Raw genomic sequence first — 15,945 nt, 5'->3', positions numbered from 1 at the left:
CGGGCGCCCGCCGGGTCCGGCAGGATCGACAGCCGATCAGAAGAACTTGGCGAACTTCTCGACGTTGCTGGCGTCGTAGGTGAACGGCTCGGCCATCGCCGCTTCACCGTCCTTGTCCAGCGTCACCGTGCCGACCCGGCCCAGCGAGATCTTCTCGCCCGGCGTGCCCTTGGCCGTGCCCTTGACGAAGGCGTAGGCGGCCTGGATGGACGAGTAGCCCAGGTCGATCGGGTTCCAGATCGCGAAGGACTTGACCGCGCCGCTCTTGACGTGGCCGGCCATCTCCGAGGGCAGGCCCAGGCCGGTCACGAAGACCTGGCCGATCTTCTTCTCGTCCTGCACCGCCTTGCCCGCGGCCGCCACGCCCACGGTGGTCGGTGCGACCACCACCTTCAGGTTGGGGTGGCTCTTGAACAGACCCTGGGCCTCGCGGTAGCTCTTGTCGGTCTGGTCGTCACCATAGACCACGCTGACCAGCTTCATGCCCGAGTAGGCCGGCTGCGCCAGCACCTTCTTCATCTCGCCGATCCAGGTGTTCTGGTTGGTCGCCTGGGCGGTCGCCGACAGCACGGCGATCTCGGCGTTGCGGCCACCGGCCTGCTCGGCCATCTTCACCAGCTTCTCGCCGATCAGCACGTTCGACGACGGCGCCAGGTGCATCAGGCGGCCATCCTTGCGGATGCCCGAGTCGAAGGAGATGATCTTGATGCCGCGGGCCATCGCCTTCTTGGTCACCGGCACCAGCGCATCCGGATCGTTGGCCGAGATCACGATGGCCTTGACGTTCTGCGCGATCAGCGAGTTGATGATCTCGATCTGGCCCTCGGCGGTGGCCTTGGCCGGGCCGGTGTAGATGATCTCGACGTCCTTGAGCTCCTTGGCCGCCTCCTGCGCGCCCTGGTGGGCGGCGTCGAAGAAGCCGATGCCCAGGCTCTTGACGACCAGGGCGATCTTGTCGGCGGCCAGGACCGGCTGGGCAGCCGCCAGGCTGAGCACGGCGGCGGTCAGGATGGACAGGCGCTTGTTCATGGTGTTGTCTCCTCTTCTCGTTGCAGGGTGGGCCTCGCGCGGCGTCAGGCCACGCGGGCTCGGGCTCCGGTGCCGGCCCGGGCGGGCCGGCACGCAGGATGCGGGATCGCCAGGGTGGCGAGGTTCAGACGATGCCGCCGCTGCCGCCGGCCACGGCGGGGCGCTGCACGGCCACCCGCTGGCGGTAGCCGCTGGCGCGGTAGGCGGCGACCGGATCGATCGCTCCGCCTGCCTCCAGGCGCACCCGCTGCAGCAGCGGCGTGACATCGGTCTGGAAGGCCGCCTTGAGCAGGTGGGTGGCGGTCATCGCGTCGTTGGCGTCCTGGGCCGCATCGAGCGCGGCGCGGTCCACCAGCAGGGCCTGGGCGAAGCTGCGCTGCACCTGCACCGCGCTGGTCATCAGGCTCTCGATCGGGTCGGTCACGTTGTGGCTCTGGTCGAGCATGTAGGCCGGATCGAAGGCCACGCCCTCGTGGGCGGCCGCCACCAGCTCGTTGAACACCAGGAACAGGCGATAGGGCGAGACGCTGCCGGCGTCGAGGTCGTCGTCGCCGTACTTGCTGTCGTTGAAGTGGAAACCCGCCAGCTTGCCCGCGGCGATCAGGCGCGCGACGATCAGCTCGATGTTGACGTTGGGCGCGTGGTGGCCCAGGTCGACCAGGCACTGCGCCTTCGGTCCCAGGGTCTGGGCCGCCAGGAAGCTCGAGCCCCAGTCCTGGATCACCGTGCTGTAGAAGGCCGGTTCGCAGATCTTGTGCTCCAGCATCATGCGCCAGTCGCCGGGCAGCGCGGCGTAGATCTGCTGCGCGCTGTCGAGGTAGCGGTCGAAGGCGCGGCGGAAGTGCTGCTGGCCGGGGAAGTTGCTGCCGTCGCCGACCCACACCGTCAGCGCCTTGCTGCCCAGCGCGCGGCCGATCTCGATGCAGTCGATGTTGTGGGCCACCGCCTGCGCCCGGGTGGCCGCGTCGGTGTGGCTGAGGCTGCCGAACTTGTAGCTGTGCGCCTGGTCCTTCTGGTCGGAGAAGGTGTTGGAGTTGATCGCGTCGAAGGCCAGGCCGTGGCTGCTGGCGGTCTGGCGCAGCTCGCTCCAGTCGGTGCAGCGGTCCCAGGGAATGTGCAGCGAGACGGTGGGCGTGGCGCGGGCGAGCTGCTGGATGACGGCGCAGTCCTGCAGCTTGTCGAACACGTGGCGGGGCTCGCCCTGGCCCGGGAACCGGGCGAAGCGGGTGCCGCCGGTGCCCACGCCCCAGCTGGGGATGGCCACGCCGAAGGCCGCGACCCGGGCCCGCACGCGCTCGATGTCGATGCCGCGGCGGCCGAGCTGCTCGCCCAGGTGGGCGTAGTCGCTGCCGACCTGGCTCAGCAGGGTGTCGTTGTGCGCGGCGATGGCGCCCGCGTCGATGAGGTTGGTGCTCATGAGAAGTCCTTGGTCGGGCGTGGGCCCGTTCACCGCGTGAAGGCGGCGAGGTTGCCGGCGTCGACGTTGAGGATGTTGCCCGTGCTCTTGGCGCTCAGGTGCTCGGCGGCGAAGAAGTAGGTCGCCTCGGCGATGTCCTCGGGCAGCACGCTGCGCTTGAGCATGCTGCGGTCGCGGTAGAAGGCCTCCAGGTCGCCCTCGCCGACCTTGTTGGCGGCGGCGCGCTCCTCGCTCCACTTGCCGGTCCAGATCTTGGAGCCGCGGATCACCGCGTCGGGGTTGACCACGTTGGAGCGGATGCCCAGCGGCGCGCCTTCGAGCGCGAAGCTGCGGCTGAGCTGGATCTCGGCGGCCTTGGCGGCGCAGTAGGCGGTGGCCTGGTTGCTGGCGACCATGCCGTTCTTGCTGGCGATCATGACGATGGCGCCGCCGGTGCCCTGGGCCTTCATCTGCTTGAAGGCCTCGCGGCCGACCAGGAAGTAGCCGGTGGCCAGGATGCTCTGGTTGCGGTTCCACAGCGCCAGCGAGGTCTCCTCGATCGGCGCGGCCGAGGCGATGCCGGCGTTGCTGACCAGGATGTCCACGCCGCCGAACTCGATGGCCGCGCGGTCGAAGGCGGCGATCACGCTGGCCTCGTCCGTCACGTCGCAGCGCACGCCGCGCACGTGGTCGCGGCCATGGGCCTTGGCCAGATCGGCGCCGACGCTGTCGAGCGCTTCCTGGTCGATGTCGGCCAGCACGACGCAGCCGCCGTCGGCCAGGATGCGCCGGGCGATCGCCTGGCCGATGCCGCCGGCGCCGCCGGTGACCAGCGCCACCTTGCCGACCATGGGCCTGGGCTTGGGCATGCGCTGCAGCTTGGCTTCCTCGAGCAGCCAGTACTCGATGTCGAAGGCTTCCTGCTCGGGCAGGCCGACGTAGCGGTCCACCGCATTGGCCTCGCGCATCACGTTGATCGCGTTGACGTAGAACTCGCCGGCGATGCGGGCGGTGGCCTTGTCCTTGGCGATGGTGACCATGCCGATGCGCGGCAGCAGGATCACGACCGGGTTGGGGTCGCGCAGCGCCGGGCTGTTCGCTCGCTTACAGCGCTCGTAGTAGGCGGCGTAGTCGGCGCGGTAGCCGGCCAGCAGCTCGCTCAGGCGCGCCTTCAGCTCGGCGCCCTGCAGCGTGTAGACCGATTCGGGCACGATCAGCGGGCGGATCTTGGTGCGCAGGAAGTGGTCGGGGCAGCTGGTGCCCAGCGCGGCCAGCGGCTCCAGGTCCTTCGAGTTGACGAAGGCCATCACCTCGGCCGAGGTGTTGAGGTGCAGCAGCTTGGGGGCTCCTTCGGCCGACAGGCCGCGCAGCACCGGCAGCACGCGGGCCAGCGTGGCGTCACGCTCGGCATCGGTCAGCGAGGCCGTGGCCACGCCACCGAAGACCGGCAGCTGGCGGGCATGGCGCTCCTGGTGCAGCCAGGTCTGGGCGCGCTCGATCAGGTCGACCGTGTTCTCGTAGCAGCTCCTGGACGTGTCGCCCCAGCTGAACAGGCCGTGGCCGCCCAGCACGATGCCACGCAGGCCGGGGTGGGCCGCGTCGTACTCGGCCAGGCGCCGGCCCAGCTCGTAGCCCGGGCGCATCCAGGGCAGCCAGCCGACCGTGCCCTCGAAGATCTGGCGCGTCAGCGCCTCGGAGTTGGCCATCGCCGCGATCGCGATCACCGCGTCCGGGTGCATGTGGTCCACATGCGCATACGGCAGCGAGGAGTGCAGCGGCGTGTCGATCGAGGCGGCGCGGGCGTTGAGGTTGAAGGTGCAGTGCGGCAGGTAGCCGACCATCTCGTCCTCGTGGGCCAGGCCGCGGTACAGGCCCTTCAGCGCGCGCAGCTTGTCCATGTAGAGGGTGGAGAAACCATCGAGCTTCATCGAGCCGACGTCACCGCCCGAGCCCTTGACCCACAGCACCTCGACCGGCTCGCCCGTCAGCGGATCGGTCTGGCGGATCTTGGCCGAGGTGTTGCCCCCGCCGTAGTTGGTGATGCGCAGGTCCGAACCGAGCAGGTTCGAGCGGTAGAGCAGCTGATGGGCATCGTCCAGCGTGGCCGCGTGGGCGGCGTTCCAGACGGGAAACGGGGCGGTGGTGGGCTGGGTCATGGCACTCGACGGCAAGGGGTTCGGGGAGGAAGAGCAGGCTCCGGGCTTGGGACGCACTGTAGGCAAGCGTCCCCGGCAGATCGATTGACGTTTTCTGACACCTTGCGTCAGCTTCTCTTACCATTGCTGCACATGAGCGCCCGCCGGACGGCCGCGCCCGGGGCCCGGCCGGCGGCGACCCGCCGCACGTCAGCCCGTGGCACGACCCGACGGTGAGCACCCCCAGGAAAGTCCCGAGGTCGCACGGGCCCGCGCGGCGACGGTCGTGGCCCCGGCGCCGGCCGGCCGGCGGGGACTGCCCGGATGACAGCCGGCGCCCGGCCCGTCAGCCTCCCGACACCGTCCGATCCCCATCCATCACCCCATGTTCAGAACCACCGGCACGCTCCGACAGCTGCAGATCTTCGAGGTAGCCGCCTCCTGCTGCAGCTACACCCGCACCGCCGAGCAGCTCGACCTGAGCCGCCCGGCCGTGTCGATGCAGATGCAGCAGCTCGAGCAGGAGCTGGGGCTGAGCCTGTTCGAGCGCCAGGGCCGCTCGCTGGCGCTCACCGACGCCGGGCGGGAGCTGCTGCGCCACGCGCGGGCCATCCTGGCGCAGGTGCGCACGGCCGAGGACGCGCTGTCCACGCTGCACGGCAGCACCCGCGGCCAGCTGCACCTGGGCGTGGTGTCGACCGCGCACTACTTCGCCCCGCTGCTGATGACCGCCTTCCGGCGCCGCCACCCGCAGGTGCGGCTCAAGCTCAGCGTGCACCGCCGCGAGCAGGTCCTGGCGCTGCTGGGCGAACACAAGCTCGACCTGGCCATCGCCGGTTATCCGCCCTCGGACGCCGAGGTCGAGGCGGTGTCCTTCGCCCGCCATCCACACTGCATCGTCGCGCCGCCCGACCACCCGCTGGCCGGCCAGCGCGCGATCCCGTGGGAGGCGCTGCGCGACGAGCCCTTCATCTTTCGCGAAGCCGGCTCGGCCACCCGCCAGTTCCTCGAGCACCTGCTGCAGTCGCATGCGCTGCAGGTGCACGTGAGCATCGAGCTCGACGGCAACGAGACGGTCAAGCAGGCGGTGATGGCCGGCATGGGCATCAGCTTCCTGTCGGCCCACGCCTTCCAGCTCGAGCTGCGCACCGGCGCGCTGACGGTGCTGGACGTGGTGGACATGCCCAAGTCGATCGACTGGTGCGTGCTGCACCGCCGCGACACCCTGCCCGCCGGCGTGACCGCGCTGTTCCGCGACTACGTGCTCAGCGAAGGCGCGGCGCTGACGCGCTGCGAGACGGCCGCGCCACCGCGTTAATCTGCACGCCCGAGCCGCACTTGCCACGCCACCATGACCCAAGACCACCGCACCCACGACACCACCCGCATCGACGACACCCGCATCCGTGCGGTGCGTCCGCTGATCACGCCCGCGCTGCTGCAGGAATGGCTGCCCGCCTCGAACGAGGCGCAGGCGCTGGTCGAATCCAGCCGGGCCGCGATCTCCCGCGTGCTGCACGGCCAGGACGACCGGCTGATCGTCGTCGTCGGCCCCTGCTCCATCCACGACCACGACCAGGCGATGGACTATGCGCGCCAGCTGCATGCCGAGGCCCTGCGCCTGTCCGGCGAGCTGCTGGTGGTGATGCGGGTCTACTTCGAGAAGCCGCGCACGACGGTGGGCTGGAAGGGCTACATCAACGACCCGCACCTCGACGGCAGCTTCGCCATCAACGAGGGCCTGGAGCTGGCGCGCCGGCTGCTGCTCGACGTGGTCGGCCTGGGCCTGCCGGTGGGCACCGAGTTCCTCGACCTGCTCAGCCCGCAGTTCATCGCCGACCTGGTCAGCTGGGGCGCGATCGGCGCGCGCACCACCGAGAGCCAGAGCCACCGCCAGCTGGCCTCCGGCCTGTCCTGCCCGGTGGGCTTCAAGAACGGCACGGACGGCGGCGTCAAGGTCGCCAGCGACGCCATCCAGGCCGCGCAAGCCAGCCACTCCTTCATGGGCATGACCAAGATGGGCCAGGCCGCGATCTTCGAGACCCGCGGCAACGACGACTGCCACGTCATCCTGCGCGGGGGCAAGCAGCCCAACTACGGGGCCGCCGACGTCGAGGCCGCCTGCACGATGCTGCGCAACGCGGGCCTGCGCGAGCAGGTGATGGTCGACCTGTCGCATGCCAACAGCAGCAAGCAGCACCGCCGCCAGATCGAGGTGGCCGAGGACCTGGCCCGCCAGATCGCCGGGGGCGAGCAGCGCATCACCGGCGTGATGATCGAGAGCCACCTCGACGAAGGCCGCCAGGACATCGTGCCCGGCCAGCCGCTGCGCCACGGCGTGTCGGTGACCGACGCCTGCATCAGCCTGGCGCAGACGCGGCCGGTGCTCGACGGCCTGGCCCGGGCCGTCCGCACGCGCCGCGCCCGCGCCTGAGGCCCCGCGCGGCCCGCCGGTCCCCGCCGTGATCCCCGTCACGGCGGCCCGGCCGGTGGTGCCGCCCCCGCCCCGGTCGGGCGTGCTTGAATCGCGTCCGCATTCACGCTCATCCATCGGGGAGACATCGTCTTGAAACGTTCCGTACCGGCCGCCTGCTGCGCCACGCTGCTGATCCTGCTGACCTCCTGCGGAGGCGGCTCATCGGACACCGGCACCGCAGAGACCCCCACCGGCACCACGGGCACCACGGGCACGAGCACCGGAACGGGAACCGGCGCCAGCAGCAGCACGCTGATCACGCTGGACCATGGCGGCTTCACGCTGCAGTACGACTGCAGCGCGCACACGGCGATGCGCTACGAGTACACGCTGGACGTGGACACCGGCAGTGCCGCCCGGCCGTCGGCCTTCACGCTCGACCCGGACCTGCCCGCCGGCTGCGCGCAGCAGACCAGCACCTCGAGCTACGCCAGCGTGATGCCGGGCTGGGACCGCGGCCACCTGGTGACGTCCAACCACATGGACGCCAGCGCGGCGCTGATCGCGCGGGCCAACCACATGAGCAACATCGTGCCTCAGGTCTCCACCTTCAACCAGGGCATCTGGCTGGACGCGGAGAACGTGGCCGAGTGCCACCGTGACCTCGCGCCGGTGCAGGTGGTCGGCGGCGTGGTCTACGACGACATCAGCAACGACCATTTCGTCAGCAGCCACGGCATCCGCACGCCGGACTGGTTCTGGAAGGTGATCGTCACCACCGACACGAGCGGGGCGACCCGGGCGATCGCCTGGTTCATCCCGAACCGGCCGATGCTCAACACGCTGGACAGCTACCTCGTCAGCATCGAGGCGCTGGAGCAGCAGGTGGGGGCGGACCGGGTCGGGCTGGGCACGCTGCCGCTGGCGGTGCGCCAGTCGAAGCCGGCCAGCACCTGGGCGCTGCCTGCCGGCTGCGGGCTGGGCTGACGGCGCGGCACCGGCTCAGTCGCGGCAGGGTTCGGCGCCCCCGCGCGGCGGCCCGGCGGGGTGTTCGTCCCAGTCGTGCCACGGCACGCCGGTGGCCTTCAGGTAGCTGGAGACCGCCTGCCCCACCGTCGGGAAGAAGCCCTGCCGCTCGAAGTGGCCGTACAGGCCGTAGTGGCGCAGCCGGTCCTTGACGGGGCCCTTCATCTCCGCGAAGCACAGGTGCACGCCCGCGGCCTTCAGCCGCGCGTCGAGCGCGAGCAGCATCTCGGCGGCGGTGGTGTCGATGTCGGTGACCGGCTCGGCCAGCACCACCAGCCACGCGGGCGGGGTCGGGGCCTGGTCGAGCACCTGCAGCACCCGCTCGCGGAACACCTCCGCGTTGGCGAAGAACAGCGGCGCATCCCAGCGGAACAGCACCAGCCCGTCGATGCGGCGGGCCTCGGGGTGGCGGGTGATGTCGTGGTAGCCCTTCAGGCCGTCGACCCGGCCCAGCACCGCGTCGTGCGGCCGCCAGGCGCGCCAGACGAACATCATCAGCGCCAGCCCGACGGCCATGAAGATGCCGCTGACCACGCCGAACAGCGCGACCCCGCCCAGCGCCACCAGCGCCTGCACCCATTCGCTGCGGCGCTGCCGGTGCAGCCGCTGCCAGCCGGGCAGGTCGACCAGCGACAGGCAGGCGGCGATGACCACCGCGGCCAGCGCCGCCTGCGGCAGCGCCGCGATCAGCCCGGGCGCCCACAGCAGCAGCCCGGCGATGCAGGCCGCACCGACCAGCCCGGTCAGCGGCGAGCGGGCGCCGGCCGCCTCGGCCACCGGCGTGCGCGAGGCGCTGGCGCTGACCGGAAAGCCCTGGAACAGCCCGGCCGCGAGGTTGGCCGCCCCGAGCGCGATCAGCTCCTGGTTGCTGTCGACCGCATCGCCGGTGCGCGCGGCATAGGTGCGCGACAGCACGCTGGTGTCGGCCGACGCCACCAGCGCGATCGCCACCGCCCCCGGCAGCAGCTGCGACAGCAGGGCGGGTGTCAGCGGCGGCCAGGCCAGCGACGGCAGCCCCTGCGGCAGCGCCCCGACCACGGCCACGCCGGACGCGCCCGGCCCGCCCAGGCCTTCGATCAGCAGCGTGGCGGCGACCAGGGCAATCAGCACCCCCGGCAGCGCCGGCCACCGGCGGCGCAGCAGCAGGATCACCGCCAGCGTGCCCAGGCCGAGCGTGAGGGTCGGCCCGTGCACCCGGCCCTGCAGCAGCTGGCTCGCCAGGTGCGCCAGCGCGGACAGCAGGCTGCTGCCGTCGGTCGGCACCCCGAGCAGGCGCGGCAGCTGGCCCGCCAGCACGGTCAGCACGATGCCGTGCAGATACCCCTGGCGGATCGGCCGCGACAGCAGGTCGGTGACCAGGCCCAGGCGCAGCCGCCCCGCCAGCGCGCACAGCGCCCCGGCCAGCAGCGCCAGCAGCGCGGCCAGGGGCGCGGCCGGGACCCCCGAGGCGGCCACCAGCGGCACGGTGCTGGCGACGATCAGCGCCGTCAGCGACGAGTCCGGCCCCTGGATCAGGTAGCGGCTCGGGCCGAACGCGGCATAGGCGACCAGCGCCGCGATCGACGCATACAGGCCGTGGATCACCGGCAGCCCGCACGCCTGGGCATAACCCAGGCCGACCGGCACCAGCACGGCGGTCAGGACCACGCCGGCCACCAGGTCATGGCGCAGGCCGTCGAGCCGGCAGGCCACCAGCCGCGCCAGGCCCGGCAGCCAGCGCCGCCAGGCCGCGGCGGGCGGGGGCACGATGAAGTCGGCTCGGGCAGCAGGATCGGGGCGCATGGTCGAGCCCATTCTGGCACCCGCCCCGGCTCAGGGGGACAGCGTGCGCCGGCTCTCGAACCGCCGCCGCTCGCCGCTGACCGGGTCGGTGAACTCGATGGCACGCGCCAGCAGCTGCAGCGGTCCGGACCAGTCGGGCTCGGCCGACGGTGATGGCTCGGGCTGCAGCTGCGGGTAGATGCGGTCGCCCTCGATGGGCAGGCCCAGCGCACTGAGCTGGGCCCGCAGCTGGTGCTTGCGGCCGGTGTGCGGCCACAGGCGGTACCGGGCCCGGTCGGGCTCGCCGCCCAGGCGCTCGATCAGCTCGATGCGGGTGTGGGCGTTGGGCTCGCCGGGCAGCTCCTGCATCTGCATGAAGGCGTCGGTGCGCTGCTCGAGGCGGCTGCTGCGCTCGAGCGGCAGCGGCAGGTCGGCCCGCCAGGGCGCGATCGCCTCGTAGACCTTGACCACCTGGCGCTCGCGGAACAGCGCCTGGTAGGCCGGGCGGGTGGCCGGGTCGACCGAGAACAGCACCACGCCCGCGGTCTCGCGGTCGAGGCGGTGGATGGGCACCAGCGTCTCCAGGCCGAGCTGGCGCTTGAGCCGCACCAGCAGGGTCTGCTGCAGATGGCGGCCCTTGGGGGTCATCGGCAGGAAATGCGGCTTGTCGACGGCCAGCAGGCGGGCATCGTGGTGCAGCAGTTCGTGCTCGAAGGGGATGAGCGGCTCGGGCGCGTCGAGCTGGCGCCAGTACCAGAGCGTCTGGTGTGCCCGGCACGGCGCATCGGCCGGCAGGGGCCGGCCGTCGGCATCGAGCACGTCGCCGCGCGCCAGGCGCTGGCGCCAGCCATCGAGGCTGACCGCGTCGAGCCGCTCGGCCAGGAAGCTGGCCAGGTCGGGCCAGCTGCCCGCGGGCACCGACACCCGGCTGGCGCCGACACCGTCGCGCATCGGCGGACTCCAGGCAGGACGCGGGCGGGCCATCGGCGGCTCAGTCGCGCGCGGCCACGCTGTCGTCGAGCCGGCGGGCGCGCTCCAGGCGCCAGGCCTCGTCGGGCCGCGCCGGGTCGTAGACCTGCTCGGCGGTGGTCGCCGTCTCCTGCAGGCGGGCATCCAGCGCGATGCGGTTGTCGAACACGAAACACTCGCCCTGCCACTCCCGCTCGGCATCGGGCAGGCTCTGCAGGTAGTTGAGGATGCCGCCGTCGAGCTGCAGCAGCGGCAGGCCACGCTCGCGCAGCCAGGGGCCGATCTTCTCGCAGCGGATGCCACCGGTGCAGTACATCGCCACCGTGCGGCCCTGCGCCTGCCAGTCCGGCATCTGCTCGTGCAGCCAGGCGGCGAAGTCGCGGAAGTTGTCGACCCCGGGGTCGACCGCGCCGCGGAAATGCCCCAGCCGGAACTCGAAGCTGTTGCGGTTGTCGATCAGCACCACGTCGTCACGGGCCAGCAGCTCGCGCCACTGCGCCGGACTCAGGTGGGTGGCCGCGTCGGGCGCACCGCTGACCCCCGGCTGGCCGTAGGCGACCAGCTCCGGCTTGAGGTGCACCGCCAGCCGGGCGAACGGCGGGGTCACGCAGCGACTGCGCTTGAAGCTCAAGCCGGCCAGCGCCCCGCCGAAAACAGGATCATGGAGCAGCATCTGCTCGAAGGCCTCGACCGCCGCCGGTGTCCCGGCAACGACCCCGCTGAGGCCCTCCGCCGCGACGATGATGCTGCCCAGCACCCCCGCGCTGCGCTCGCGCAGCGTGCTCACCACGGCAGAGGGATCGGTCAACGGGACAAATCGGTAGAACGAGCTGTGCAGCAGGGTGTCGGTCATGCCCCGATTCTCGCCGCCCGCGCTCTTGAAGTCGGGAGCCCCACCCCGACATCCGATCGTGTGACAGATGCACAAGGCTGTATCAAGGAGCATTCATCCATGTCGACCGCCAAGACCCTGCGCCCCAGTGCCAGGATGCAGAACCTGATCTCGCTCGCCCAGTTGTTCGAGCGCCTGGATCGTGACCCGACCGGCGCCGGCATCGACCAGTACCGGCTGCTGATGCAGCGCCTGGGCAAGGCCCTGGAAACCGCCGAACCCGGCCCCGTGCTGCAGGTGGTGCTCGACACCCACCCGGCCACGGCCGAGCTCTACGAGAACCTGCACTACGCCCATGCCGGGCTGTGCCGCTCGCCGCTCGAGGACTCGCTGCGCAGCGAACATGCGGCGCTGCAGGCCATCGCCCAGGCGCGTGCGCCGCTGCGGCCCGCCGACACCCGCTGACCGGGCCGGGTGGTTCCGGTGGTAAGGTGAACGTTTTTTCATTTTTGTCCCGCCCTGCGGGACCGTGCCGGCCCGTCCGGCACGGGGAAAACGATCAGCCATGGCCCAGTTTCCGCAAGGATTCGAGCGCCTCGAGGCACGCTGCCGTGCCGAGGAGCGCCCCGTCCTTCACCAGCTTCGACGCTGCCTCGATGACCAGCACCTGATCTGGCACCACCTGCCCGTGGGCGAGGCGGCGCAGCCGGTCGACCTGGTCGTGCTCAGCCCGCGCTGGGGCGTGCTGCTGCTGCAGGTGATGGCGCCCGGGGCCGACCGGCCACCGATCGTGCGCGAACAGCTGCAGACCCTGGTCGGCCAGATGGCCGGCGATGCGCGGCTGGTGCACGCCGACGGCCACTTCGCCGGCCGGCTGCGCTCGCCCTGCGGCTGGGGCCTGGTGATGCCCGGCCCGCGCCCTCGGGGCCACGACACCACGCCCCCGCTCCCCGGCTGCGCACCGCACCGCCTGCTGCACGCCGACGACCTGGCACCGGAACTCGAGCCCCGCACCTTCGAGCGCCGGCTGCACGGCCTCTACACCGTGCACTATCCGCACACGCTCGACGCCGACGGCCTGGACCGCCTGCGGGGCCACCTGTTCCCGACGCATCGACTGGACGGCCCGCCCGCCTCGCCGCGCACGCTGGACGGGGCGCTGGAGGCGATCCTGCACCGGCTCGACGACGGCGTGCGGCTCGTGCACGGGCCGGCCGGCTCGGGCAAGACCCGCCTGCTGCTGGCCCGTGCACGGCAGCTCGCCGCCACGGCCGGGTCGCCGGTGCTCGTGCTGTGCCTGAACCGTTTCCTGGCCGACCGCCTGAGCCTGCTGCTGGGCACGACACCGGCGGCAGCCGGTCTCGTGGTGCGCACCTTCCACGACTGGTGCCAGGACATGGTGCGCCAGCACCGGCTCGACGTGCCCGCCACCGCCCATGGCGACGAGTATTTCGCCGCGCTGGCCCGCACGGTCGAGCGGGCGCTCGAATCGGGCCGCATGCCTTCGGGCCGCCACGCGGCCGTGCTGATCGACGAGGCCCAGGACTTCGAGCCCGCCTGGCTGCGCACCGTCGCGCGGCTGACCGAGCCGTCGCGCCCGCACCTGCTGCTGTTCTGCGACGAGGCGCAGACCCTGCCGGCGACGCTGCGCCGGCGTCGCCGCGGGCTGCTCGACGACAGCGACCTGCGCAGCCAGGCCGAGGCGCTCACGCTCGAGCGCCCGCTGCGCAGCCCCGCCGGGGTGCAGGCGCTGCTGCGGCAGCTGACCGGCGCCCCCCGGCCGATCGTCACTGGCGTGCCCGTGCCCGTGCCCGTGCCCGAGCTGATGCTCGCCCGCCACGGCACCCACGAGGCCGAGCTGATCGCCGCACGGGTGCTGGCCGCCCGCGAGGCCGGCCGGCCCGTGCAGGACATGCTGGTGCTGTGCCGCGCGCCTTACCTGATGCGCCCGATCGAACACGCGCTGCAGCAGCGGGGCGTGGCGGTGCAGTCGATGGCCTCGCCCGGCTGGCGCCAGTTCGACTGGAACGCGCCCAGCCTGAAGCTGATGACGATGGCCGCCGCACGCGGCCTGGAAGCCGGCCTGGTCCTGGTCGCCGGCCTGCAGGCGCTGGCGCAGCAGGACGACACCCCCGACGACACCCTGCGGGTGCTGGGCATGGCGCTGACCCGCTGCACGGACACGCTGGTGCTTTCCGCGCACGGCCACTCCCCCTGGATCGAACGCGTCGCGGCGGCGCTCGAGGCCGCGGCGCAGGGCCGCGAAATAGAGTGTCGCCCCTAGACTTTGCTGCAGTGCAGCATGCACCCTTGCAAAGCGCTGGTACGCCCCTATACTGAAGTCATGCTGCAGTGCAACAAAAGCACCGCCCGAATCACGCTGTCAACACCATCCAACCGGAGCTCCACATGTCCCTGACCCCTGAACAACTCGCCGCCGCCAACAAGGCCCAGCTCGAATCCCTGGTCGCGCTGACCCAGCAGACCTTCAAGGGCTTCGAAGCCCTGGTCGAACTGAACCTGCAGGCCGCCCGCTCGACGCTGGAAGACACCGCCGAGAAGGCCAAGGCCGCCATGGGCGTGAAGGACGCCAAGGGCCTGCTGGACCTGCAGGCCAGCCTGATCCAGCCGGCACAGGAAAAGGCGCTGGCCTATGGCCGCCAGGTCGCCGACATCGCCGCCTCGACGCAAGCTGAAGTCACCAAGCTGGCCGAGACGCAGATCCAGAACGTGCAGGCCCAGTTCAAGACCCTGATGGACGACGCCGTCAAGAACGCCCCGGCCGGCAGCGAAAGCGCCACCGCCATGATGAAGACCGCCATGGCCAACGCCAGCACGGCCTTCGAGAGCGTGCAGAAGGCCGCCAAGCAGGCCGCCACCACCGCCGAAGCCAACTTCAAGACCCTGGCCGCCAACGCCGAGACCTCGGCCAAGGCCGCTGCGGACGCCGTCAAGAAGACCGCTGCCGCCGCCACCAAGCGCGCCAGCTGAGTCCCGAGCGGCCCGTCCGCTCGGCACGGCGCCCGCCGTGCCTCGAAAGCCCGGCCCCTGCCGGGCTTTTTTTCGTCCGCCTCAGCCGCGCATGCGCATGGGCAGCCAGGTGACCAGTTCGGGCACCAGCCAGATCAGGGCCACGGCCAGCACCATCACGAAGAAGAACGGCAGCGTCACGCGGGCGATCCAGCCGACCTCGCGCCCGGTCATGCCCTGCAGCACGAACAGGTTGAAGCCCACCGGCGGCGTGATCTGCGCCATCTCGACCACCAGCACCACGAAGATGCCGAACCACAGCGGATCGATGCCGGCCTTCTGGATCGTCGGCAGCAGCACGCCCATCGTCAGCACCACCATCGAGATGCCGTCGAGGAAACAGCCCAGCACGATGAAGAAGCCCATCAGCGCGACGATGAGCTGCCACTGCGGCAGGCCGAGCGAGCCGATCCACTCGGCCAGGTGGCGCGGCAGGCCGATGTAGCCCATCGACAGCGTGAGGAAGGCCGCGCCGGCGAGGATCAGCGCGATCATGCAGTAGGTGCGCACGCCACCGAGCAGCGCGGCCACGAAGCTGTCCCGATCGAGCGAGCCCTGCAGCCCCGACAGCACCAGCGAGGCGAGCACGCCGACGGCGGCCGCTTCGGTGGCGGTGGCGATGCCGCTGTAGATGGAGCCGAGCACCGAGGCGATCAGCACGATGACCGGCAGCAGATGACGCGACTCGGCCACCTTCTGGCGGAAGGTCATGCGCACGTCGGCGGCAGGCACCTCGTCCGGATGACGCAGCGCCCACAGCATCAGGTAGCCCGAGAACAGCCCCGCCAGCAGGAGGCCGGGGATGATGCCGGCGATGAACAGCTGCGCGATCGAGACGTCGGCCGCCACGCCATAGACGATCATGATGATCGACGGCGGAATCAGCAGGCCCAGCGTGCCGGCACCGGCCAGCGAGCCCACGGCGATGGCCTCGGGATAGCCGCGGCGGCGCAGCTCCGGCAGCGACATGCGACCGATCGTCGCGCAGGTGGCCGCGCTCGAGCCGGACACCGCCGCGAAGATGGCGCAGCCGACCACGTTGATGTGCAGCAGTCGCCCGGGCAGCGATTGCATCCACGGTGCCAGGCCGCGGAACATGTCCGAGCTCAGCCGGGTGCGGAACAGGATCTCGCCCATCCAGATGAACAGCGGCAGCGCCGTCAGCGTCCAGCTCGACGAGGCGCCCCAGATGGTCACGGCCATCGCGTCGCCGGCCGGGCGGGCCGAGAAGAGCTGCATGCCCATCCAGGCCACGCCCGACAGGGCCAGCCCGATCCACACGCCGCTGCCCAGGATCAGGAACAGCGTGAGCACCAGCAGCGAGGTGATTGCCAGATCGTTCATCTCGACT

General features: G+C 71.4%; 13 protein-coding genes. 6 read left to right on the top strand and 7 right to left on the bottom strand.

Features of this window, described 5'->3' with window-relative positions; all coding sequences use genetic code 11:
- Nucleotides 1-36: 36 nt before the first annotated feature.
- The 3 genes from rhaS to C7444_RS01195 form a co-directional block, all read right to left on the bottom strand.
- Nucleotides 37-1,029, bottom strand: coding sequence for a rhamnose ABC transporter substrate-binding protein (gene rhaS / locus C7444_RS01205; protein WP_110398987.1), 993 nt, complete (start codon nucleotides 1,027-1,029; stop codon nucleotides 37-39).
- 124 nt (nucleotides 1,030-1,153) lie between these two features.
- The gene (gene rhaI, locus C7444_RS01200; RefSeq protein ID WP_110398986.1) at nucleotides 1,154-2,446 is read right to left on the bottom strand and encodes an L-rhamnose catabolism isomerase; all 1,293 of its coding nucleotides are present in this window, start codon (nucleotides 2,444-2,446) and stop codon (nucleotides 1,154-1,156) included.
- A 29-nt stretch (nucleotides 2,447-2,475) separates the two neighbouring features.
- A complete protein-coding gene (locus C7444_RS01195; protein ID WP_110398985.1) occupies nucleotides 2,476-4,581 on the bottom strand; it encodes a bifunctional rhamnulose-1-phosphate aldolase/short-chain dehydrogenase in 2,106 nt (701 codons plus the stop codon).
- A gap of 364 nt (nucleotides 4,582-4,945) precedes the next feature.
- Here C7444_RS01195 and C7444_RS01190 point away from each other — a divergent pair, with 364 nt between their 5' ends.
- The 3 genes from C7444_RS01190 to C7444_RS01175 all read left to right on the top strand — a co-directional run bounded on the left by C7444_RS01190 (nucleotide 4,946) and on the right by C7444_RS01175 (nucleotide 7,963).
- Nucleotides 4,946-5,878, top strand: coding sequence for a LysR substrate-binding domain-containing protein (locus C7444_RS01190; RefSeq protein WP_110398984.1), 933 nt, complete (start codon nucleotides 4,946-4,948; stop codon nucleotides 5,876-5,878).
- A 33-nt stretch (nucleotides 5,879-5,911) separates the two neighbouring features.
- Nucleotides 5,912-6,994 carry a 3-deoxy-7-phosphoheptulonate synthase gene (locus C7444_RS01185; RefSeq protein ID WP_110398983.1) on the top strand — a complete coding sequence of 361 codons (1,083 nt, stop codon included), beginning with the start codon at nucleotides 5,912-5,914 and terminating at the stop codon, nucleotides 6,992-6,994.
- A 132-nt stretch (nucleotides 6,995-7,126) separates the two neighbouring features.
- Nucleotides 7,127-7,963: a DNA/RNA non-specific endonuclease gene (locus tag C7444_RS01175; protein ID WP_211317456.1), complete on the top strand. Its 837-nt coding sequence runs from the start codon at nucleotides 7,127-7,129 to the stop codon at nucleotides 7,961-7,963.
- A gap of 15 nt (nucleotides 7,964-7,978) precedes the next feature.
- Here C7444_RS01175 and C7444_RS01170 read toward each other — a convergent pair whose 3' ends face one another.
- The 3 genes from C7444_RS01170 to trhO are packed head-to-tail and all read right to left on the bottom strand — an operon-like array spanning nucleotide 7,979 to nucleotide 11,585.
- The gene (locus tag C7444_RS01170) at nucleotides 7,979-9,784 is read right to left on the bottom strand and encodes a SulP family inorganic anion transporter (RefSeq protein ID WP_110399154.1); all 1,806 of its coding nucleotides are present in this window, start codon (nucleotides 9,782-9,784) and stop codon (nucleotides 7,979-7,981) included.
- Between the two features lie 30 nt (nucleotides 9,785-9,814).
- Entirely contained in the window at nucleotides 9,815-10,714 is a 900-nt protein-coding gene (locus tag C7444_RS01165; RefSeq protein WP_245909348.1) for a pseudouridine synthase, read from the bottom strand.
- Between the two features lie 40 nt (nucleotides 10,715-10,754).
- Nucleotides 10,755-11,585 carry an oxygen-dependent tRNA uridine(34) hydroxylase TrhO gene (gene trhO, locus C7444_RS01160; RefSeq protein WP_110398981.1) on the bottom strand — a complete coding sequence of 277 codons (831 nt, stop codon included), beginning with the start codon at nucleotides 11,583-11,585 and terminating at the stop codon, nucleotides 10,755-10,757.
- 99 nt (nucleotides 11,586-11,684) lie between these two features.
- Between trhO and C7444_RS01155 the strand changes: the two genes are divergently transcribed.
- The 3 genes from C7444_RS01155 to phaP all read left to right on the top strand — a co-directional run bounded on the left by C7444_RS01155 (nucleotide 11,685) and on the right by phaP (nucleotide 14,555).
- Complete coding sequence (locus C7444_RS01155) at nucleotides 11,685-12,029, top strand: hypothetical protein (RefSeq protein ID WP_110398980.1); 345 nt, start codon at nucleotides 11,685-11,687, stop codon at nucleotides 12,027-12,029.
- A gap of 100 nt (nucleotides 12,030-12,129) precedes the next feature.
- Nucleotides 12,130-13,848, top strand: a complete 1,719-nt coding sequence (locus C7444_RS01150; protein ID WP_110398979.1) for an AAA family ATPase — start codon at nucleotides 12,130-12,132, stop codon at nucleotides 13,846-13,848.
- Between the two features lie 125 nt (nucleotides 13,849-13,973).
- Nucleotides 13,974-14,555 (top strand): TIGR01841 family phasin, encoded by a 582-nt coding sequence (phaP, locus tag C7444_RS01145; RefSeq protein WP_110398978.1) that lies wholly within the window; start codon nucleotides 13,974-13,976, stop codon nucleotides 14,553-14,555.
- An 81-nt stretch (nucleotides 14,556-14,636) separates the two neighbouring features.
- Here phaP and C7444_RS01140 read toward each other — a convergent pair whose 3' ends face one another.
- Nucleotides 14,637-15,938, bottom strand: coding sequence for a TRAP transporter large permease (locus C7444_RS01140; protein ID WP_110398977.1), 1,302 nt, complete (start codon nucleotides 15,936-15,938; stop codon nucleotides 14,637-14,639).
- Nucleotides 15,939-15,945 lie beyond the last annotated feature (7 nt).

Source organism: Sphaerotilus hippei (assembly GCF_003201595.1).
Classification (GTDB): Bacteria; Pseudomonadota; Gammaproteobacteria; order Burkholderiales; family Burkholderiaceae_C; genus Sphaerotilus; species Sphaerotilus hippei.
The sequence above is the reverse complement of the archived record's forward strand: the minus strand, read 5'-3'. Positions and strand labels throughout refer to the sequence as shown.

Coding starts and splice junctions, on each gene's coding strand:
- rhaS (WP_110398987.1), bottom strand. CDS start 1,029: ATGAACAAGCGCCTGTCCATCCTGACCGCCGCCGTGCTCAGCCTGGCG.
- rhaI (WP_110398986.1), bottom strand. CDS start 2,446: ATGAGCACCAACCTCATCGACGCGGGCGCCATCGCCGCGCACAACGAC.
- C7444_RS01195 (WP_110398985.1), bottom strand. CDS start 4,581: ATGACCCAGCCCACCACCGCCCCGTTTCCCGTCTGGAACGCCGCCCAC.
- C7444_RS01190 (WP_110398984.1), top strand. CDS start 4,946: ATGTTCAGAACCACCGGCACGCTCCGACAGCTGCAGATCTTCGAGGTA.
- C7444_RS01185 (WP_110398983.1), top strand. CDS start 5,912: ATGACCCAAGACCACCGCACCCACGACACCACCCGCATCGACGACACC.
- C7444_RS01170 (WP_110399154.1), bottom strand. CDS start 9,784: ATGCGCCCCGATCCTGCTGCCCGAGCCGACTTCATCGTGCCCCCGCCC.
- C7444_RS01165 (WP_245909348.1), bottom strand. CDS start 10,714: ATGCGCGACGGTGTCGGCGCCAGCCGGGTGTCGGTGCCCGCGGGCAGC.
- trhO (WP_110398981.1), bottom strand. CDS start 11,585: ATGACCGACACCCTGCTGCACAGCTCGTTCTACCGATTTGTCCCGTTG.
- C7444_RS01155 (WP_110398980.1), top strand. CDS start 11,685: ATGTCGACCGCCAAGACCCTGCGCCCCAGTGCCAGGATGCAGAACCTG.
- C7444_RS01150 (WP_110398979.1), top strand. CDS start 12,130: ATGGCCCAGTTTCCGCAAGGATTCGAGCGCCTCGAGGCACGCTGCCGT.
- phaP (WP_110398978.1), top strand. CDS start 13,974: ATGTCCCTGACCCCTGAACAACTCGCCGCCGCCAACAAGGCCCAGCTC.
- C7444_RS01140 (WP_110398977.1), bottom strand. CDS start 15,938: ATGAACGATCTGGCAATCACCTCGCTGCTGGTGCTCACGCTGTTCCTG.